Origin of the sequence: Kineococcus lubricus (genome assembly GCF_050871965.1) — a bacterium.
In the GTDB taxonomy this organism is placed as follows: Bacteria; Actinomycetota; Actinomycetes; order Actinomycetales; family Kineococcaceae; genus Kineococcus.
In genome coordinates this window covers 63867-81357 of sequence record NZ_JBJLSK010000020.1, presented here as the reverse complement: position 1 = coordinate 81357, position 17491 = coordinate 63867, and the positions used below count along the sequence as shown (strand labels likewise).

Genomic DNA, 17491 nt, shown 5'->3' with positions numbered 1-17491 from the left:
CCACCCGGAGAGCGCGGGCGGGGGGGGGGGGCGCGCCCACCGGGCCGCCCCCCCCCCCCCCCCCCGCCCCCCCCCCCCCCCCCCCCCCCCCCCCCCCCTCTCGCTGTCCGGCGGGGAGCTCGGCGCTCCTCAGTCCTCCTGGCCGCCCTCTTCGGCGCCCTGCTCGGTGCCCTCCTCGTCGCCCTGCGGACCGCAGGTGACGGTGGGGGCCGGCTCCGCGGCCGCGGCGACGGCGCTCGTCGCGGCGGCGTCGTCGGACGGGGTGGCCGCGGGGGTGGTCGGGGTGATGGCGGCGTACTCGAAGCACGGCAGCATGACCTGCGCCTCGACCGAGGCCTCCTGGCCGTTGACCGTGAACGTCACGGGCACCGTCTGGCCGGGGACCACGGGCACCTGCGGCACCTGCAGCCAGGCGGCCTGGTCGGCGGTCCCGGGGTCGTCGCCGGTCACGGAGCGCCCGTCGGGGGAGCCGGCCGTCGGGTCCCCGATGTGCAGGGAGGAGTTCTCGGCGAGGCTGAAGGTCTGCGCCGAGGCGGACCCGGCGTCCACGTCGACCGCGACGGAGACGTCGAGCGGCTCGAAGGAGGAGTTCACGAGCACCGCGGACAGCACGCCGGGCTGGTCGACGCCGCTGGAGACGAGCAGGACGTTGCGGATCTTGAGGCCCTCGAGGGTCGTCCCGGCGCCGTCGCTGGGCTCGTAGGGCTTCAGGACGGTGGGCGGGGAGAAGACCGAGCAGCTCGCGACCCCGAGGGCGGCGGCTGCGGTCACGACCGCCAGGGCGGACCGGCGGCGCGCAGAACTTGTCCACCCACCACGGACGAGGGAACGGGTGCGGAGCTTCACGCGTTCAGACTACCGGCAGTCGTAGTCGGGTTCGCAGCGGAGCCCGGCGTCCCGATCACGTGCTGATCACGGTCTCGTCACGACCCGGACGCAGCACACCCGCCGCGGTGAGTGGAGGTCCGGTCACCGTCCGCGACGCCCGGGAGCCGTTGCGCAGCACGCGGATCCGTCGCTGTCAAGCCCCGGCGACGAGCTGACGAGCCTCTGACCTGCGCAAACGCTCTGTTCGGGACTGTTCCGGGCGTCGCTCCCGTGGTAACCTGGATGCAGGGAAAGGGGTCACCTTCTATGGCTTTCACGGTCGGCGAAACGGTCGTCTACCCCCACCACGGGGCAGCACTGATCGAAGAGATCAAGACCCGCACCATCAAGGGTGAGGAGAAGCTGTACCTCGTGCTGAAGGTCGCCCAGGGCGACCTCACCATCGAGGTGCCGGCGGACAACGTGGACCTGGTCGGCGTCCGCGACGTCGTGGGACGCGAAGGGCTCGACCGCGTCTTCTCGGTGCTGCGCACCCCGTACGCGGAGGAGCCGACCAACTGGTCGCGCCGGTACAAGGCCAACCTCGAGAAGCTCGCGTCCGGCGACGTCGTCAAGGTCGCCGAGGTCGTGCGCGACCTGTGGCGCCGCGACCAGGACCGCGGGCTGTCGGCCGGCGAGAAGCGCATGCTCGCCAAGGCGCGGCAGATCCTCGTCTCCGAGCTCGCGCTCGCCGAGAACACGAACGAGGACAAGGCCGAGTCGCTGCTCGACGAGGTCCTGGCCTCCTGAGGTCCGCGCTCGTCGTCCCGGCCGCCGGCCGGGGCGAACGCCTCGGGGCGGACCGCCCCAAGGCTCTCGTCCCCCTCGCGGGGGTCCCGCTGCTCGTGCACGCCCTGCGGCGCGCCACGGCCTCCGGCGTCGTCGACGTCGTGGTCGTGGTCGCGCCCGCAGGTGCGTGCGACGAGGTCCGCGACCTGCTGGCGCCCGTCGTGACGGACGTCGTGGTGGTCGCCGGGGGAGCCGAGCGCCAGGACTCCGTCCGTGCCGGGCTGGCCGTCCTGCCCGACGACGTGGACGTCGTGCTCGTCCACGACGCCGCCCGGTGCCTCACCCCCGCGCCCGTCTTCGCCGCCGTCGTGGCGGCGGTGCGCGCCGGGGCGCCAGGGGTGGTCCCCGTCGTCCCCGTCGCCGACACCGTCAAGCGCGTCGTGGGGGAGCGGGTCGTCGAGACCCTCGACCGCAGCGAGCTGGCCGCCGTGCAGACCCCGCAGGGGTTCTCCGCGCCCGTGCTGAGGGCCGTCCACGACGCGGCGGTGCCCGGAGCGGCCGCCACCGACGACGCCGGGATGCTCGAAGCGCTCGGGCACCCCGTCGTGACCGTGCCGGGCGACGAGCGCGCCTTCAAGGTCACCCGCCCGCTGGACCTCCTGCTGGCCGGAGCCCTCCTCGACCGGGAGGTCGCCCCGTGAACCCGCTGCCGCGCGTCGGGACCGGCGTCGACGTCCACCCCCTGGCCCCCGGACGCCCCTGCTGGGTCGCGGGCCTGCTGTGGCCCGAGGAGGACTCCGGGCCCGAGGGGCACTCCGACGGCGACGTCGCCGCCCACGCCTGCTGCGACGCGCTGTTCGCCGCGGCCGGCCTGGGGGACCTGGGTGCCCACTTCGGCACCTCCCGGCCCGAGTTCGCCGGCACCTCCGGGGCGCGGCTGCTCACCGAGGCCGCCCGCCTGGTCCGGGAGGCCGGGTTCGAGATCGGCAACGTCTCGGTGCAGGTCATCGGCAACCGGCCCAAGATCGGCCGCCGGCGCGCCGAGGCCCAGGAGGCGCTGAGCGCAGCCGTCGGCGCGCCGGTGTCGGTGGCCGGCACGACGACGGACGGGCTCGGCCTCACCGGCCGGGGGGAGGGCATCGCCGCGGTGGCGACCGCCATCGTCGTCGCGCGCTGACCCCCGGGTCCCTCGCGAGCGCCCGCGCTCAGTCCTCCCGGGCCTCGGCCGCCGTCGCCGCCGCAGGCGTCTCCTCCGGCGTGGCCACCCGGCGACGGCGCTTGTTGGACTCCTTCACCTGCGGGTTCTCCGGCTCGTCCGGGACGAGCTCGTGGTGGACGTAGCGCAGGATCACCGTCACGATCGCCGCGACCGGGACGGCCAGCAGGGCACCGGTGATGCCGAACAGGGTGCCGCCGATCGTCACCGACCCGATGACCACGGCCGGGTGCAGGGCCAGCGAGCGCCCCACCAGCAGCGGCTGCAGCACGTTGCCCTCCAGCTGCTGCACGACCAGGACGATGCCCAGCACGACCAGCGCCTGCACCCAGCCCAGCGTCACCAGCGCCACCAGGACGGCCAGCACGCCGGTCACCACGGCGCCGACGATCGGGATGAAGGCCGCGAAGAAGATCGCCACGGCCAGCGGCAGCGCGAACGGCACACCCACGATGGCGAGCCCGACGCCGATGAACACGGCGTCGACCAGCGCCACGGCGGCCTGGGACATGATGTAGCCGTGGATGGCGGCCCAGATCCGCCCCCCCAGGGCGACGGTGTGCCGGTGCGCCTCCGCGCTCATCCAGCGCCGCGACCACGGCACGAGCCGGTCCCCGTCGGAGAGGCAGAAGAAGGCCAGCACGAGCACCAGCAGGAAGGTGATGAGCCCGGAGCCGACGGTCGCCCCCACGGACCCGACGCCACCCACCACGCTGAGCGCGATGGACTGGGCGTTGTTCTGCAGCTCGCTGATGCCCTGGTTGACCAGGTTGCCGACCTCGTCGTCGCCCAGGTTCAGCGGCGGCCCGGCCACCCAGGCCTGGACGCGGTCCAGGCCCTCGACGGCGGAGTCCGCGACCTCCCCGGCCTGACCGGCCACGTTGGGGATGAGAGCGGCGAAGATGCCGACCACCACGGTGATGAGCAGCAGGATCGAGACCAGCGCCGCCAGCGAGCGGGGGAGCACAGCGCGCAGCACCCGCGTCAAGGGCCACAGGATGGCGCTGAGCAGGATCGCCAGCAGCAGCGGCAGGACGAGGGACCAGCCCTTGCCCAGCAGCCACAGCAGCCCGGCGATGCCGACACCGAGCACCAGCAGCCGCAGCGCCCAGCGGGACGCCTCGGTGATCCCCCGCTCCACCACGCGGGTCGGGCGTTCACGGGGGCCGCGGGGCGCGGCGGGGGGCGGGGTGTCCGGCTGATCACTCACGCTGAGGATGCTCTCAGCGATCCGGGCCCCCGGCACCCCGCCGCGCTGGCGGCTCCCGGACGACGGGGTCAGTGCCCCCGGTCGACCCACTCCTGCAGGTGCGGGCTCTCGTCCCCGATGGTGGTGTCCCCGCCGTGGCCGGTGTGGACGCGGGTGTCGGCCGGCAGCTGGAACAGCACGTCGCGGATCGAGTCGACGATCGTCGGGAAGCTGGAGAAGGACCGTCCCGTCGCGCCGGGACCCCCCGCGAACAGCGTGTCGCCGGTGAAGACCGTCGCCAGCTCCGGGGCGTAGAGGCAGACCGCGCCGGGGGTGTGCCCGGGGGTGTGCAGGACGTGCAGGTCGGTCCCGGCCACCGTGACGACCTCGCCGTGGGCCAGGTCCGTCGTCGGCACGCCCGGGTGGGTCAGCTCCCACACCTCGCGGTCGGCCGGGTGCAGCAGGACCGGCACCGGGTGCCCGGGGGTGCTGAACCGCTGCGCCAGGGCCGGAGCGCGGCGGACGTGGTCGTCGTGGGCGTGCGTGCACACCACGGCCAGCAGCCGGCGGTCGCCGATCGCGGCGGCGATCGCGTCGACGTCGTGCGGGGCGTCGACCACGACCACCTCCGAGTCGTCGCCGACGACCCAGACGTTGTTGTCGACGTCGAAGGTCTGTCCGTCGAGGGAGAACGTCCCCGACGTCACCAGGTGCTCGATGCGCGCGCTCAGAAGACCACCACCGAGCGCAGCACGTCACCGGAGGCCATGGTGGCGAACGCCTGCTCGACGTCGTCCAGGCCGATGCGCTCGGAGACGAACGCGTCCAGCGGCAGCCGGCCGTTCGCGTGCAGCTCCAGCAGCTGCGGGAAGTCGCGCTCGGGCAGGCAGTCGCCGTACCAGGACGACTTCAGCGCCCCGCCGCGGCCGAACACGTCCAGCAGCGGGACCTCCAGCTGCATCTGCGGCGTCGGGACGCCGACGAGCACGACCGTGCCGGCCAGGTCGCGGCCGTAGAACGCCTGCCGCCAGGTCTCCGGGCGCCCGACCGCGTCGATGACGACGTCGGCGCCGAAGGAGTCGGTCAGCTCCTGGATCGCCGACACGACCCCGGCCTCGTCCAGACTCCTGCTGTTGATCGTGTGGGTGGCGCCCAGCTGCCGGGCCCGGGCGAGCTTGCGGTCGTCGAGGTCGATCGCGATGACGCGCCGGGCCCCGGCCAGGACCGCCCCGGCCACGGCCGCGCAGCCGACGCCGCCGCAGCCGATGACGGCCACGGTGTCGCCGCGCTGCACCGGGGCGGTGTTCACCGCCGCGCCGATGCCGGCCATCACCCCGCAGCCCAGCAGGCCCGCCACGGCCGGGTCCACCGACGGGTCGACCTTGGTGGCTTGACCGGCCGCGACGAGGGTCTTGGCGGCGAAGGCCCCGATGCCCAGGGCGGGGGTGAGCTCGGTGCCGTCGGTCAGCGTCATCTTCTGCGTGGCGTTGCGGGTGGCGAAGCAGTACTGCGGGCGGCCGCGCTTGCAGGCCCGGCACTGCCCGCACACCGCGCGCCAGTTCAGGACGACGGTGTCGCCGACGGCGACGTCCGTGACGCCCTCGCCGATCGCCGAGACGGTGCCGGCGGCCTCGTGGCCCAGCAGGAAGGGGTAGTCGTCGGTGATGCCGCCCTCGCGGTAGTGCAGGTCGGTGTGGCACACCCCGCACGCGGCGACGTCCACGACGACCTCACCGGCGATCGGTTCGGGCACGACGATGTCGACGGTCTCGACGGGGGCGCCCTCGGCGCGCGAGATCACTGCGGGAACGGTCCAGGCCATGGTCGGACCCTAACGACGACCGCGGACACCGGCCACGCCCCGGTAGCCTGGAGCCCGTGACCCTCCACCTGCACGACAGCGCCGCCGGCGCGGTGCGCGAGTTCGCGCCGCTCGTCCCCGGGCAGGTCGGCATCTACGTCTGCGGCGCCACGCCGCAGGGGTCGCCCCACCTCGGGCACGTGCGCGCCCAGGTCGCCTTCGACGTGCTGCGCCGCTGGCTGGAGCGGTCCGGGCTGCGCGTGACGATGGTGCGCAACGTCACCGACATCGACGACAAGATCCTCGCCAAGGCCGCCGAGGCGGGGGTGGAGTGGTGGGCCCACGCCTACCGCTTCGAGCGCGAGTTCTCCGCCGCCTACGACGCCCTGGGCGTCCTGCCCGCGACCGTCGAACCGCGCGCGACCGGGCACGTGCCGGAGATGGTCGAGCTCATCGCCCGGCTCGTCGACCGGGGGCACGCCTACCCGGCGGCCGACGGTTCCGGCGACGTCTACTTCGACGTCCGCTCGTGGCCGGCCTACGGCGAGCTGACCCACCAGAAGCTCGACGACATGGAACCGGCCACCGACGCCGACCCGCGCGGCAAGCGCGACCCGCGCGACTTCGCGCTGTGGAAGGGGGCGAAACCGGGCGAGCCGGCCACGGCCTCCTGGGACACCCCGTGGGGCCGGGGCCGCCCGGGCTGGCACCTGGAGTGCTCGGCGATGGCCGGCCGCTACCTCGGGCCGCGGTTCGACGTCCACGGCGGTGGCCTGGACCTGCGCTTCCCGCACCACGAGAACGAGCAGGCGCAGTCGCGCGCCGCGGGCGGGGAGTTCGCGAACTTCTGGCTGCACAACTACTTCGTGACGATGTCGGGCGAGAAGATGAGCAAGTCGCTCGGCAACGTCCTGGGCATCCCGCACCTGCTGCGCAGCCACCGGGCCGTCGTGCTGCGGTACTACCTCGTCTCCGGGCACTACCGCACGCACCTGGAGTTCTCCGAGAACTCCCTCGTGGAGGCAGAGGCGGCGTACTCCCGGCTGGAGGGTTTCGTCCGCCGGGCCGCCGAGCGGCTGGGCGGGCCCGGGGAGGCCGGGGACGTCCCGGACCGGTTCGCGCAGGCCATGGACGACGACCTGGCGACACCGGCGGCCCTGGCCGTCCTGCACGACACCGTGCGGACCGGCAACTCCGCGCTCGCCGCCGGGGACGACGCGGCGCTGCGCGCGGCGCTGGGCGCGGTCCGCGGCGGGCTCGACGTGCTGGGACTGGACCCGTTCGCGCACCCCTGGGTGTCGCAGGCGGCGGGGGCCGACGGCTCCCGCGCCGCGCTGGACGTGCTCGTGCGCGCCCGGCTGGAGGACCGCGCGGCCGCCCGCGCCGCCAGGGACTTCGCGACCGCGGACGCGGTGCGCGACTCCCTGAAGTCCGCGGGCATCGTGATCGAAGACACCCCCACCGGCGCACGGTGGGTCCTGGAAGGTGAGCAGTAGTGGCAGGCAACTCCCAGCGCCGCGGCGCGGTCAGCAAGGGCAAGAAGGGTCCGACCGGCGGCAGCGGCGGGAAGAACCGCCGGAGCCTGGAGGGCAAGGGGCCGACGCCGAAGGCGAGCGACCGCCCCTACCACCCGGCGGCGAAGGCGGCCAAGAAGGCCGCCCACCGCTCGGCGACCGCCAACGCCCGGCCGGGGGCCCGTCCGCCGGTGCGGCGCAAGGCGTCCGGTGAGACGGAGTGGATCGCCGGCCGGAACTCCATCGTCGAGGCGCTGCGGGCCGAGCTGCCCATCACGGGCATCTACGTGGCCTCGCGCATCGACGCCGACGAGCGCGTGAAGGAGATCCTGGCGGCGGCCGGGAACCGGGGGATCCCGCTGCTGGAGGCCTCCCGGCAGGACCTCGACCGGTTCACCGAGAACGCGGTCCACCAGGGTGTCGCGGCGAGCGTGCCGCCGTACGCCTACAAGCACCCGATGGACCTGCTCGACGCGGCCGCCGACTCCGGTCGCCCGGCGCTCGTCGTGGCGCTCGACGGCGTCACCGACCCGCGCAACCTGGGTGCGGTCGTGCGTTCGGTGGCGGCCTTCGGCGGGCACGGCGTCGTCGTGCCCGAGCGGCGGGCGGCGGGGATGACCGCCTCGGCGTGGAAGACGTCGGCCGGGGCGGCCGCGCGCGTGCCCGTCGCGCGGGCGACGAACCTGACCCGCGCCATCGAGGAGTACCAGAAGGCCGGGTTGTTCGTGGTGGGCCTGGACGCCGAGGGCGACGTGGACCTGCCGGACCTGCAGCTGGCCGACGGCCCGCTCGTCGTGGTCGTGGGCGCCGAGGGCGCCGGGTTGTCCCGGCTGGTGCGCGAGACGTGCGACCAGGTCGTGAGCATCCCGATGGCCGGGGCGGTGGAGTCGCTGAACGCGGGTGTCGCGGCGGGCATCGCGCTGTACGAGGTCGCGCGGCACCGGTGAGCCTCGACGTCTTCGTGACGCGGTACGTGGACGGGGGCGAGGTCCGGCTGGACCCCGCCGCCGTCCGCGCGGTGCTGGAGCCGGTCGCCTCCGAACGCGACCGGCAGCACTCGTTCCTGCGGGTGGGGGACGAGGACGACGCGCTGGACGTGTACGGCTGGGACGGTTCGGACGACCCGCTGGAGTCGCTGCTGGTCGAGATCGAGGGGGAGCGGTGGCGGGGGACGGTCCTGGACCTCGCCCGGGCCGCGGGGGCCGCTCTCGTCCTGGAGTCCGGTCCGGTGGCCGTCCCCGACGCGGGGCTGCTGGCGCACCTGTCGCCGGAGCTGCGCGCCGGGGCGGTCGTGGTGACCTCCGTCGAGGAGTTCTCGGCCTTCCTGGCCGGGTGACCGCGGACCGTCATGTTGTTTAAGCGACAACTATCTGGTACCCTGTCCCGATGACCGACGAGACGCCCCGCTGGCTCGACCCCGACGAGCGGCGGGTCTGGCTGCGGCTCAGCGCCCTGATGGAGCTCCTGCCCGCCGCGCTCGACGCGCAGCTGCAACGGGACGCCGACCTCACCAAGACCGCGTACCTCACCCTCGCCATGCTGTCCGAGGAACCCACCCGCAGCCTGCGCATGAGCGAGCTCGGGGCCCGGTCCAACGCCAGCCCCTCCCGCATCTCCCACGTCGTGTCGCGGCTGGAGAAGGACGGGTGGGTCCGCCGGGAGAAGAGCCCCAGCGACGGCCGCGGCCAGGTCGCGATCCTCACCGACGCCGGCTACGAGAAGGTCGTGGCCTGCGCCCCCGGCCACGTCGAGCGCGTCCGGGCCCTCGTCTTCGACCCGCTCGCCCGGGCCGACCTCGCCGAGCTCGACGCCATCATGGTGAAACTGCTCGACGTGCTCGACCCGGACGCGAAGTTCGCCGCGACGGCCCTGGCCCGCGAGGTCTGAGCCGGGGCCGGCGCGGCCTCAGACGTGGTCGCGCCAGGAGTGCCGCGGCTCGTACCCCAGCACCCGCCGCGCCTTGTCGATCGACAGCAGGGTCTCGTGCTCGCCCAGTTCCCGGCGCACCTCGACCCCCGGGAAGACCTCGGCCATCAGCGACGCCGAGGACCGCGACATCACCGTGTCGGCGTTCGCGACGATGCACACCTCGACGCCCGGTCCCCGGCGCTGCAACGCCAGCCGCACCGCCTGGGCGCCGTCGCGGGCGTCGACGTACCCCCACAGGTTCCACTTCCGCAGCGCCGGGTCGTGGTCGAAGGACGGGAACCGCGCGTAGTCCTCGACGTGCATGACGTTCGAGAACCGCAGGCCCGTCATCGTCAGCGACGGCTCCCAGCGGCAGAAGTGCTGCGCCATCTCCTCCTCGAGGGACTTCACCAGCGAGTACGTCGACTCCGGCCGGACGCGGTACTCCTCGTCCAGCGGCGCGTACGGCGGGGGAGCGGCCTCGAAGGGCAGCCCGAGCACCGTCTCGCTCGAGGCCCACACCACGTTGCGCACCCCGGCGGCCCGCGCGGCGTCGAACACGTTCCACGTCGCCGTCGCGTTGTTCCGGAACGTCACGCCGTTCGGCGCCAGCCCCGGGGCCGGGATCGCCCCGAGGTGCACGACGCCGGCGAACGGGCCGCCGCGCTCCTCGGTGCGCCCGGCCACCGCCTCCGTCACGGCGCCGTGGTCGGTCAGGTCGATCCGCACGAACTGCGCGTCGTCGCCCTCCACCAGCCCTGGCGGCGGCACCTGGTCCAGGGCCAGCACCCGGTAGTCGTGGTCGAGCAGGTCCCGCAGCACGACGCGGCCCAGCTTCCCGGCCGCACCGGTCAGCACCACGCGGGGTTTGTCGTCGGACACCAGCGTCCTCCAGGGATCGGGGGTGGGAGGGTCAGCGCGAACCGTCAGTACAGGTCGCGGTCGATCACGGGCAGGGCCTGGGTGTCGACCCCCAGCACCGCCCGCTCGTCGGGTTTGCTCGGCAGCACCCCCACGACGTAGGAGTTCACCGCCTCCTCCAGGCCGACGTCGCGCGCGGCCTGCTCGGACAGGTACCAGCGGTGCTCCAGCACCTCGTGGAACAGCTCCGCCGCCTCGAGCTTGCCGCGCATCTCCCGCGGCACCGCGCGCTGCACGGGCTCGAAGACGTCCGCGACCCAGTCGTGGGCGACGATCTCCTCGTCCTCGCCCTGCCGGCCGTTGGCCGCCGTGTAGGAGTCGAGGTCGTTGAGCAGCCGGCGGGCCTGGTTCTCCTCGGCGTCCAGGCCGGTGAGCCGCAGCAGGCGGCGCGAGTGGTGGCCCGCGTCGACGACCTTCGGCTCGATCCGGACCGTCGTGCCGTCGATGTCGGTCGTGATGGCCAGTTCGCCGACGTCGAAGCCGAGCTCGTTGAGGCGGCGGATGCGGGCCTCGACGCGCCAGCGGTCGCCCCGCTCGAACGACTCCGGTTCGGTGAGCTCGGCCCACAGCGCGTGGTAGCGGGAGACGATGCGGTCGGCGATCGCCAGCACCTCGTCCATGTCCGCGTCCAGGGCCTCGGAGGCCACGACGTCCATCAGCTCGCCGGCGATGTTCGTGCGGGCCAGGTCCACGTCGTACTCGCGCTGCCCGGTGGACAGCTCGTCGTACAGCTCACCGGTCTCGGCGTCCACCAGGTACGCGGCGAACGCCCCCGCGTCGCGGCGGAACAGGGCGTTGGACAGCGACACGTCGCCCCAGTAGAAGCCCGTGAGGTGCAGCTTGACCAGGAGCACCGCGAGGGCGTCGACGGCGCGCTTGGCGGTGTCCGGGCGCAGCGTCTGGCTGTAGAGGGCGCGGTAGGGCAGCGAGTACTGCAGGTGCCGCGTGATGAGCACGGCGTTCAGGGGCTCACCGTCGCGGCCCACCCGGCCGGTGATGACGGCGACGGGCGCGACCGACGGCACCTCCAGCCGGTTCAGCAGCCGCAGCATCCGGTACTCCCGGTGCGCGATGGGCGCGTTCGTCTCCTTGACCGCCAGGACGCGGCTCCCGAGCTTGACGAACCGCACGATGTGCCGCGAGATCCCCCGCGGCAGGGCCGCCAGGTGCTTCTCGGGCCACTCCTCCAGCGGGACCTCCCACGGCAGGTCGAGCAGTTCGGGGTAGGGGCGGGAGGCGGTGATCTGCAGCGACGCCGCCGTCGGGGTGCTCACGGTTCCATCCTCTCAGGGCCGCACGCGCGGAAGGCCGCCGCTCCCCGCGGGGAGCGACGGCCTTCCGGTGACGGGGACGTCAGGCGCCCAGGCGCTGACCGCTGTTCACGTCGAACAGGTGCACGTGGCCCTGCTTCGGCGTGAAGTGGACGGTCGAGCCCTTCTCCGGGGGGCGACGGCCGTCGACGCGTGCGATGACCTGGTGCGACTCGCCGCCGGGCTGGGCCAGCGAACCGTAGATGTAGGCGTCGGCGCCGAGCTCCTCGACGACCTCGACCTGCACCGGCAGACCCGACGTCGACAGCTCCAGGTCCTCCGGCCGGACGCCCAGGGTGACCTGGTTGCCGGTGCCGGTGAGCAGCTGGCGCTCCACCGGGTGCACCGTGTCGCCGAAGCGCACGCCGCCGTCGGTCGCGTCCAGCGTCAGCAGGTTCATGGCGGGGGAGCCGATGAACCCGGCGACGAAGACGTTGTTCGGGTGGTCGTACATGCGGCGGGGGGTGTCGACCTGCTGCAGCAGCCCGTCCTTGAGGACCGCGACGCGGTCACCCATCGTCATGGCCTCGGTCTGGTCGTGGGTGACGTAGACCGTGGTGACGCCCAGGCGGCGCTGGAGGGAGGCGATCTGCGTGCGGGTCTGGACGCGCAGCTTGGCGTCCAGGTTCGACAGCGGCTCGTCCATGAGGAACACCTGCGGCTGGCGGACGATCGCGCGGCCCATGGCCACGCGCTGACGCTGACCGCCGGACAGGGCCTTGGGCTTGCGGGTCAGGTACTGCTCGAGGTCGAGGATCTTCGCGGCCTCCTGCACGCGGCGCTTGATCTCGTCCTTCGGGGTGCCGGCGATCTTGAGGGCGAAGCCCATGTTGTCGGCGACCGTCATGTGCGGGTACAGCGCGTAGTTCTGGAACACCATCGCGATGTCGCGGTCCTTCGGGGGAACCGTCGTGACGTCGCGGTCACCGATGAGGATGCGTCCGCCGTTGACGTCCTCGAGACCGGCGAGCATGCGCAGGGAGGTGGACTTGCCGCAGCCGGAGGGGCCGACGAGGACGAGGAACTCGCCGTCCTCCACGTGCAGGTCCAGGGCGTCCACCGCGGGCTTGTCGCCGCCGGGGTAGATGCGCGTCGCCTTGTCGAACGTGACCGTAGCCATCGTCAGGTTCCTTCCACCGGCAGGTACGTGCCGGACGATCCGTCGTGGAATGGGTGTCTTCAGTTGTCCTCAGCGTCGCTGCCGGAGGCGTCGCGGCGCTGCGGTGCTCGGATCATGCACGACGAACCGGGCCGGGGCAAGGGCCCGCTCCGGGATGTTCGCGGGCCCACCCGGTGTTGCACCCGGCAGGACGTCGCGACGACGTGGCGTCCGGGGGACAGCCGGCGCCCTCGTCGTCGGCTCCCTCGACCGTGGAGGACACTGGACCCGTGGACCTGGAAGAGACCAAGCTGCCCGGCGTCGGGCTGCGGCACGACTTCACCACCGCGCGCGGCCGGCGCGTCGGCGTCGTCTCCACGCGGGGCGGCGAGCGCGAGCTGCTCGTCTACTCCCAGGACGACCCCGACGCCTGCCACGCCGTCGTCGACCTCGACGCCGACGAGGCCGAGGTGCTGGCCGAGCTGCTCGGCCAGCCCCGCGTCATCGAGCGCCTGGCCCGGCTGCGCGAGCAGATCGAGGGACTGGCCACCGAGGGCATCTACCTGGAGGACGGTTCGCCGTTCGTCGGCCGGACCCTCGGCGACGCCGCGATCCGCAGCCGGACCGGCGCCTCCGTCGTCGCGCTCGTGCGCGACGGCGAGGTCGTGCCCTCGCCCGCGCCGTCCCAGCGGTTCCGCTCCGGTGACAAGATCGTCGTCGTGGGCACCCAGGAGGGGGTCCGCGCCACCGCGGAGCTGCTGAGCCAGGGCTGACCCCGCCGCACGACCCCGGCACGACCCCGGCACGACCCGGCACGACTCGGAAGGACGGAACTCGACAGGTGCACGCCGCTGCTCTGCTCATCGAGCTCGGCGCGGTCATCTTCGGGCTCGGTCTCGTCGGTCGCCTCGCCGGACGCCTGGGGATCTCCCCGGTCCCGCTCTACCTGCTCGCCGGGCTCGCCTTCGGCGCCGGCGGGGTCGTCCCGCTGAACGCCCCCGAGGAGTTCCTGGAGGCCGCGTCCCAGATCGGCGTGGTCATGCTGCTGCTCCTGCTGGGCCTGGAGTACTCCGCCGGGGACCTGCTGGGCAACCTGCGCCGGCAGGCCCCCGTCGGCGTCCTCGACCTGCTCCTCAACGGGCTGCCGGGCGCGGCGTTCGGGCTGCTCATGGGGTTCGGCCCCGTGGGGGCGCTGGCCATGTTCGGCATCACGGCCGTCAGCTCCTCCGGCATCGTCGCGAAGGTGCTCGCCGACCTCGGGCGCCTGGGCAACCGCGAGACGCCCTCCATCCTGGGGATCCTCGTCCTGGAGGACCTCGGGATGGCCGTCTACCTGCCCGTCCTCACCGCGGTCCTGGCCGCCTCGGGGGTGTGGGAGGCGACCGGTTCGGTGCTCATCGCGCTGGCCTGCCTGGCCGTCGCCCTCGTCGTCGCGCTGCGCTGGGGGTCGGTCGTCTCCCGGTTCGTCTCGGCCGGGTCCAGCGAGGTCACCCTGCTGCGCGTCCTGGGGCTGGCGCTGCTCGTCGCCGGGGTCGCCGAGCAGCTGCACGTCTCCGCCGCCGTCGGCGCGTTCCTGCTGGGGATCAGCCTGTCCAACGACCTCGAGGAGGAGACCCACCACCGCCTCGAACCGCTGCGGGACCTGTTCGCCGCCGTGTTCTTCGTGTCGTTCGGCCTGTCCACCGACCCCAGCTCGCTGCCGCCGGTGCTGCTGCCGGCCCTCGTCCTGGTGGTCATCGGCGTCGTCACGAAGCTCGTCACGGGCTGGTTCGCCGCCCGCCGCGCCGGCATCGCCGTGCCCGGCCGGATCCGCGCCGGGGCCGCGCTCATCCCGCGCGGTGAGTTCTCCATCGTCATCGCCGGCCTGGCCACCGCCGCCGGCGTCGACCCGCGGCTCGCGGCGCTCGCGGCCGCCTACGTCCTGGTGATGGCCGTCCTGGGGCCCGTGCTGGCCCGGTTCGCCGACCCGTGGGCGCGCGCGTACGTGCGCCGACAGCGCGAGCGGGCGGCCACCACGGCCCGCTGACGGCAGCGGGGTCACGGCACCGCGGCCAGCGCTCCCGCGGTGAGGCGGGGGATGGGGTCGTAGGCGCGCTGGTCGTGGGCGGGGACGAGGTGCACCCGGTCGGCCAGGGCGATGACGCGCGCGAGGTCGCGGCGCACCCCGGACGGTTCGCTGTCGGCCAGCGCCCGCACCAGCGCGGGCCGCTCGGCGCGGCGGGTGATGCCCTCCAGCTGCCACGTGAGGTCGCCGATGAAGGCGAACCGCCGGCCGGAGGCGACGGTCACGAAGACCACGACCGACCCGGGGGTGTGCCCGGCGGCCGGGACGAGGACGACGGACCCGTCGCCGTGGACGTCGTGGCTGGCGTCGAACCCCGCGTGGGCGGGCCCGTCGAAGGCGTACTCGCGGTGCTCGTGCCCGCCGGTGACGAGGGAGAAGACCCGGTCGTCGCGGGCGCGCTCGGCGTGCTGCCGCTCACCGGGGGCCGTCCACACCGGCACGTCCAGGGAGTCCAGCCCGCTGACGTGGTCCCAGTGGGAGTGGGTGAGCACCACGCCGAGCAGTCCCCGCAGGTCGTAGCCGGCGGCGTCGAGCTGCTGGCGGGCGGTGGCGCCCAGCCGGTGGGGTGAGCGGCGGTAGCCGGGCAGCGTCCGGACGTGCTGGGCCGCGCCGGCTCCGAAGCCGGCGTCGATCAGCAGGTCGCCGGCGGGGTGGCGCACGAGCACGGCGGTCGCGGCGAAGTCGCGCCGGTCCCGCCAGCGTCCGCCGCGGAAGGCGAGGGCGGCCCGGGTGGCGTAGCTGCCGGTGGGCAGCTGGAAGACCGCGGTGCCCGCGGGCGGGGTGGCGGGGGGCAGGGGGCCGGGGAACGCCGGCACGTCGAGGCGAGTCATGTGAACAGAGTGCCCACTACTGAACGATGCGTCCAGTAGTAGGAAGGATGATGCCGTTGTCTACGCTCCGGGGATGGACACCGACCCCCCGGCCGCCCTGGACCCCCGCATCGTCCGCACTCACCGGGACGTCGTGCGGGCCACCGCGGACCTCCTCCTCGACGGCGGGTGGGACGCCGTGACCCACGCCGAGGTGGCGCGCCGGTCCGGCTACTCCAAGGCCACCGTCTACGCCCACTGGCCGACCCGGTTCGACCTCGTCCGCGCCTCCATCGAGCGGATCTGCGACGAGGCCGACCACCCGGCGGCCACGGGGGACCTGCGCGCCGACCTGCGCGCGTCCCTGCTCGACTTCGCGCACGACCTGTCCGCGGGGCGCCTGGACCGCCTCCTGGCCGGTGTGCTCGAGCACGCCGACCACGGCCCTGCGGTGGCGGACCTGAGGCTGCGGCTCTACGAGACCGGCACGCGCGCCCTGCGCGCCGTCCTGACCGCGCACCTGCGACCCGCCGACGTCGACCCCGTCCTCGTCCTGCTCACCGGCGCGGTCCTCGTCCACGTCTCCTACGCCGGGGGGACCGCCACCCCCGCCTTCGTCGACGACCTCGTCGACCGCGTGGTGCCCCCAGGCACCTGAGGGGCGGGGGCGTTCACGCTGCGCGCGGGCGACGCCGGGGGGATGCTGCACGGGGACCAGCGGGTCCCGCGCACCCCCAGCGACCGCACCGTGGAGCCGATGCTCACCTTCGTCCTGTTCTCCCTCGCCGGCTTCAGCGCCCTGGTGGCGGCCCTGCTGCCCCGGATCGTGCACTCGCTGCCGGTCAGCCTGCCCATGGCCTTCCTGGCCGGAGGGGTGGCGCTCGGCTTCGTCCCCGGGCTGCCCACGGTCGACCCGGTCGAGCACTCCACCGCCACCCAGCACGTCACCGAGATCGTCGTGATCATCTCCCTCATGGGGGCGGGCCTGGCCCTGGACCGGCCCATCGGCTGGGGGGCGTGGCGATCGACCTGGCGCCTCATCGTCGTCGCGATGCCCCTGACCATCGCCCTGGTGGCCCTGGGCGCCCACCTGCTGGCCGGGTTGCCGCTGGTGGCGGCCCTGCTGCTGGGAGCGGTGCTGGCCCCCACCGACCCCGTCCTGGCCAGCGACGTGCAGGTCGGCGAACCCAGCGACGAGGAGGGCGCCGAGGACGAGGTGCGGTTCGCCCTGACCAGCGAGGCCGGGCTCAACGACGGCGCGGCGTTCCCGGTCGTCCACCTGGCCGTCGCGCTGGCCGCCGCCGGCGCGGCCGTCGGCTGGTCCGACGTGGGGCACTGGGCCCTGGAGGACGTCCTGCTGCGCGGGGTCGTCGGCGTGGTGGGCGGGCTCGTCATCGGCAAGGTGCTCGGTGCGCTGTTCTTCCGCTCCCCGCTGCCGTCCCTGCGGCTGGCCGACCAGGCCGAGGGGTTCACGGCGCTGGCCGTGACGTTCCTGGCCTACGGCCTGACCGAACTGGCCCACGGGTACGGCTTCGTCGCCGTGTTCATCGCGGCCTGCACCATCCGGTCGGCCGAGCGCGCCCACGGGGCGCACAAGGTCGCCCACAGCTTCGTCGAGCAGATCGAGCGGATGCTCACCTCGTGGGTGCTGCTGCTGCTCGGGGCGGCCCTGTCCGACGGGCTGCTCGCGGCCCTGACCTGGCAGGGCGCCCTCGTCGGCGTCCTGCTCATCGTCGTGATCCGCCCGCTGGTCGGGTGGGTGAGCCTGCTGGGCACCCCCGGCGGCCACCGCGAACGGCTCATCATCGGCGTCTTCGGCGTCCGCGGCATCGGGTCGCTGTTCTACCTGTCCTACGCCCTGGCCGAGGAGGGGACGTTCCCGGCCGACCCGCTGTGGGCGGTCGTCGGGTTCACCATCGCGCTGTCGGTGGTGGTGCACGGGCTCACGGCCACCCCGCTGGTGCGGCGGCTGGACGCCGCCCGGTTCCGGGCGGCGCCCACCGACGGGGCCGCGGACGTCGCACGCACCCACCTGTGAGCCGCCCGGCGCGGGCCGGTCGCGG

Annotated in this window: 19 protein-coding genes; 11 read left to right on the top strand and 8 right to left on the bottom strand. The window is 74.0% G+C overall.

The annotated features are described in order from the left end of the window. Positions 1-129: 129 nt before the first annotated feature. Complete coding sequence (locus ACRYRX_RS16085) at positions 130-846, bottom strand: hypothetical protein (RefSeq protein WP_432513325.1); 717 nt, start codon at positions 844-846, stop codon at positions 130-132. 288 nt (positions 847-1134) lie between these two features. Here ACRYRX_RS16085 and ACRYRX_RS16080 point away from each other — a divergent pair, with 288 nt between their 5' ends. The 3 genes from ACRYRX_RS16080 to ispF are packed head-to-tail and all read left to right on the top strand — an operon-like array spanning position 1135 to position 2773. Next, the gene (locus ACRYRX_RS16080; protein WP_166615106.1) at positions 1135-1617 is read left to right on the top strand and encodes a CarD family transcriptional regulator; all 483 of its coding nucleotides are present in this window, start codon (positions 1135-1137) and stop codon (positions 1615-1617) included. Next, positions 1614-2297: a 2-C-methyl-D-erythritol 4-phosphate cytidylyltransferase gene (gene ispD, locus ACRYRX_RS16075; protein WP_432513331.1), complete on the top strand. Its 684-nt coding sequence runs from the start codon at positions 1614-1616 to the stop codon at positions 2295-2297. Before ACRYRX_RS16080 ends, ispD begins: the two co-directional genes overlap by 4 nt. Continuing rightward, a complete protein-coding gene (ispF, locus tag ACRYRX_RS16070; protein WP_432513323.1) occupies positions 2294-2773 on the top strand; it encodes a 2-C-methyl-D-erythritol 2,4-cyclodiphosphate synthase in 480 nt (159 codons plus the stop codon). The genes ispD and ispF overlap by 4 nt, the downstream gene beginning before the upstream one ends. Positions 2774-2801: 28 nt before the next feature. Here ispF and ACRYRX_RS16065 read toward each other — a convergent pair whose 3' ends face one another. From ACRYRX_RS16065 to ACRYRX_RS16055, 3 genes are all read right to left on the bottom strand, one after another. Further along, the gene (locus tag ACRYRX_RS16065; RefSeq protein WP_432513321.1) at positions 2802-4022 is read right to left on the bottom strand and encodes an AI-2E family transporter; all 1221 of its coding nucleotides are present in this window, start codon (positions 4020-4022) and stop codon (positions 2802-2804) included. 68 nt (positions 4023-4090) lie between these two features. Next, the gene (locus ACRYRX_RS16060; RefSeq protein ID WP_432513330.1) at positions 4091-4732 is read right to left on the bottom strand and encodes an MBL fold metallo-hydrolase; all 642 of its coding nucleotides are present in this window, start codon (positions 4730-4732) and stop codon (positions 4091-4093) included. Further along, the gene (locus ACRYRX_RS16055; RefSeq protein ID WP_432513319.1) at positions 4729-5823 is read right to left on the bottom strand and encodes an S-(hydroxymethyl)mycothiol dehydrogenase; all 1095 of its coding nucleotides are present in this window, start codon (positions 5821-5823) and stop codon (positions 4729-4731) included. The genes ACRYRX_RS16060 and ACRYRX_RS16055 overlap by 4 nt, the downstream gene beginning before the upstream one ends. A 56-nt stretch (positions 5824-5879) precedes the next feature. On the opposite strand from ACRYRX_RS16055, the gene cysS reads away from it, so the two are divergent. The 4 genes from cysS to ACRYRX_RS16035 are packed head-to-tail and all read left to right on the top strand — an operon-like array spanning position 5880 to position 9203. Then, on the top strand, positions 5880-7298 hold the full coding sequence (gene cysS / locus ACRYRX_RS16050; RefSeq protein WP_432513318.1) for a cysteine--tRNA ligase: 1419 nt from the start codon (positions 5880-5882) through the stop codon (positions 7296-7298). Beyond that, entirely contained in the window at positions 7298-8263 is a 966-nt protein-coding gene (gene rlmB, locus ACRYRX_RS16045) for a 23S rRNA (guanosine(2251)-2'-O)-methyltransferase RlmB (protein WP_432513316.1), read from the top strand. Before cysS ends, rlmB begins: the two co-directional genes overlap by 1 nt. Further along, positions 8260-8652 carry a hypothetical protein gene (locus ACRYRX_RS16040; RefSeq protein WP_432513314.1) on the top strand — a complete coding sequence of 131 codons (393 nt, stop codon included), beginning with the start codon at positions 8260-8262 and terminating at the stop codon, positions 8650-8652. The genes rlmB and ACRYRX_RS16040 overlap by 4 nt, the downstream gene beginning before the upstream one ends. A gap of 50 nt (positions 8653-8702) precedes the next feature. Continuing rightward, positions 8703-9203, top strand: a complete 501-nt coding sequence (locus ACRYRX_RS16035) for a MarR family winged helix-turn-helix transcriptional regulator (RefSeq protein ID WP_432513312.1) — start codon at positions 8703-8705, stop codon at positions 9201-9203. 18 nt (positions 9204-9221) lie between these two features. Here the strand turns inward: ACRYRX_RS16035 and ACRYRX_RS16030 are convergent, their stop codons facing one another. The 3 genes from ACRYRX_RS16030 to ACRYRX_RS16020 form a co-directional block, all read right to left on the bottom strand. Continuing rightward, positions 9222-10106, bottom strand: coding sequence for an NAD-dependent epimerase/dehydratase family protein (locus ACRYRX_RS16030; protein ID WP_432513311.1), 885 nt, complete (start codon positions 10104-10106; stop codon positions 9222-9224). Between the two features lie 44 nt (positions 10107-10150). Then, positions 10151-11419: a DUF4032 domain-containing protein gene (locus ACRYRX_RS16025; RefSeq protein WP_432513309.1), complete on the bottom strand. Its 1269-nt coding sequence runs from the start codon at positions 11417-11419 to the stop codon at positions 10151-10153. A gap of 79 nt (positions 11420-11498) precedes the next feature. Further along, positions 11499-12575, bottom strand: a complete 1077-nt coding sequence (locus ACRYRX_RS16020) for an ABC transporter ATP-binding protein (RefSeq protein ID WP_432513307.1) — start codon at positions 12573-12575, stop codon at positions 11499-11501. A 269-nt stretch (positions 12576-12844) separates the two neighbouring features. Between ACRYRX_RS16020 and ACRYRX_RS16015 the strand changes: the two genes are divergently transcribed. Continuing rightward, the gene (locus ACRYRX_RS16015; protein ID WP_432513306.1) at positions 12845-13327 is read left to right on the top strand and encodes a cation:proton antiporter regulatory subunit; all 483 of its coding nucleotides are present in this window, start codon (positions 12845-12847) and stop codon (positions 13325-13327) included. Positions 13328-13395: 68 nt separating this feature from the next. Then, positions 13396-14580: a cation:proton antiporter gene (locus ACRYRX_RS16010; RefSeq protein ID WP_432513304.1), complete on the top strand. Its 1185-nt coding sequence runs from the start codon at positions 13396-13398 to the stop codon at positions 14578-14580. Positions 14581-14591: 11 nt separating this feature from the next. On the opposite strand, the gene ACRYRX_RS16005 is transcribed toward ACRYRX_RS16010, so the two are convergent. Then, positions 14592-15449, bottom strand: coding sequence for an MBL fold metallo-hydrolase (locus ACRYRX_RS16005; protein ID WP_432513302.1), 858 nt, complete (start codon positions 15447-15449; stop codon positions 14592-14594). Between the two features lie 73 nt (positions 15450-15522). Here ACRYRX_RS16005 and ACRYRX_RS16000 point away from each other — a divergent pair, with 73 nt between their 5' ends. Further along, positions 15523-16086 carry a TetR/AcrR family transcriptional regulator gene (locus ACRYRX_RS16000; RefSeq protein ID WP_432513300.1) on the top strand — a complete coding sequence of 188 codons (564 nt, stop codon included), beginning with the start codon at positions 15523-15525 and terminating at the stop codon, positions 16084-16086. Between the two features lie 99 nt (positions 16087-16185). After that, positions 16186-17466 (top strand): cation:proton antiporter, encoded by a 1281-nt coding sequence (locus tag ACRYRX_RS15995; protein ID WP_432513329.1) that lies wholly within the window; start codon positions 16186-16188, stop codon positions 17464-17466. Positions 17467-17491: the final 25 nt, after the last annotated feature.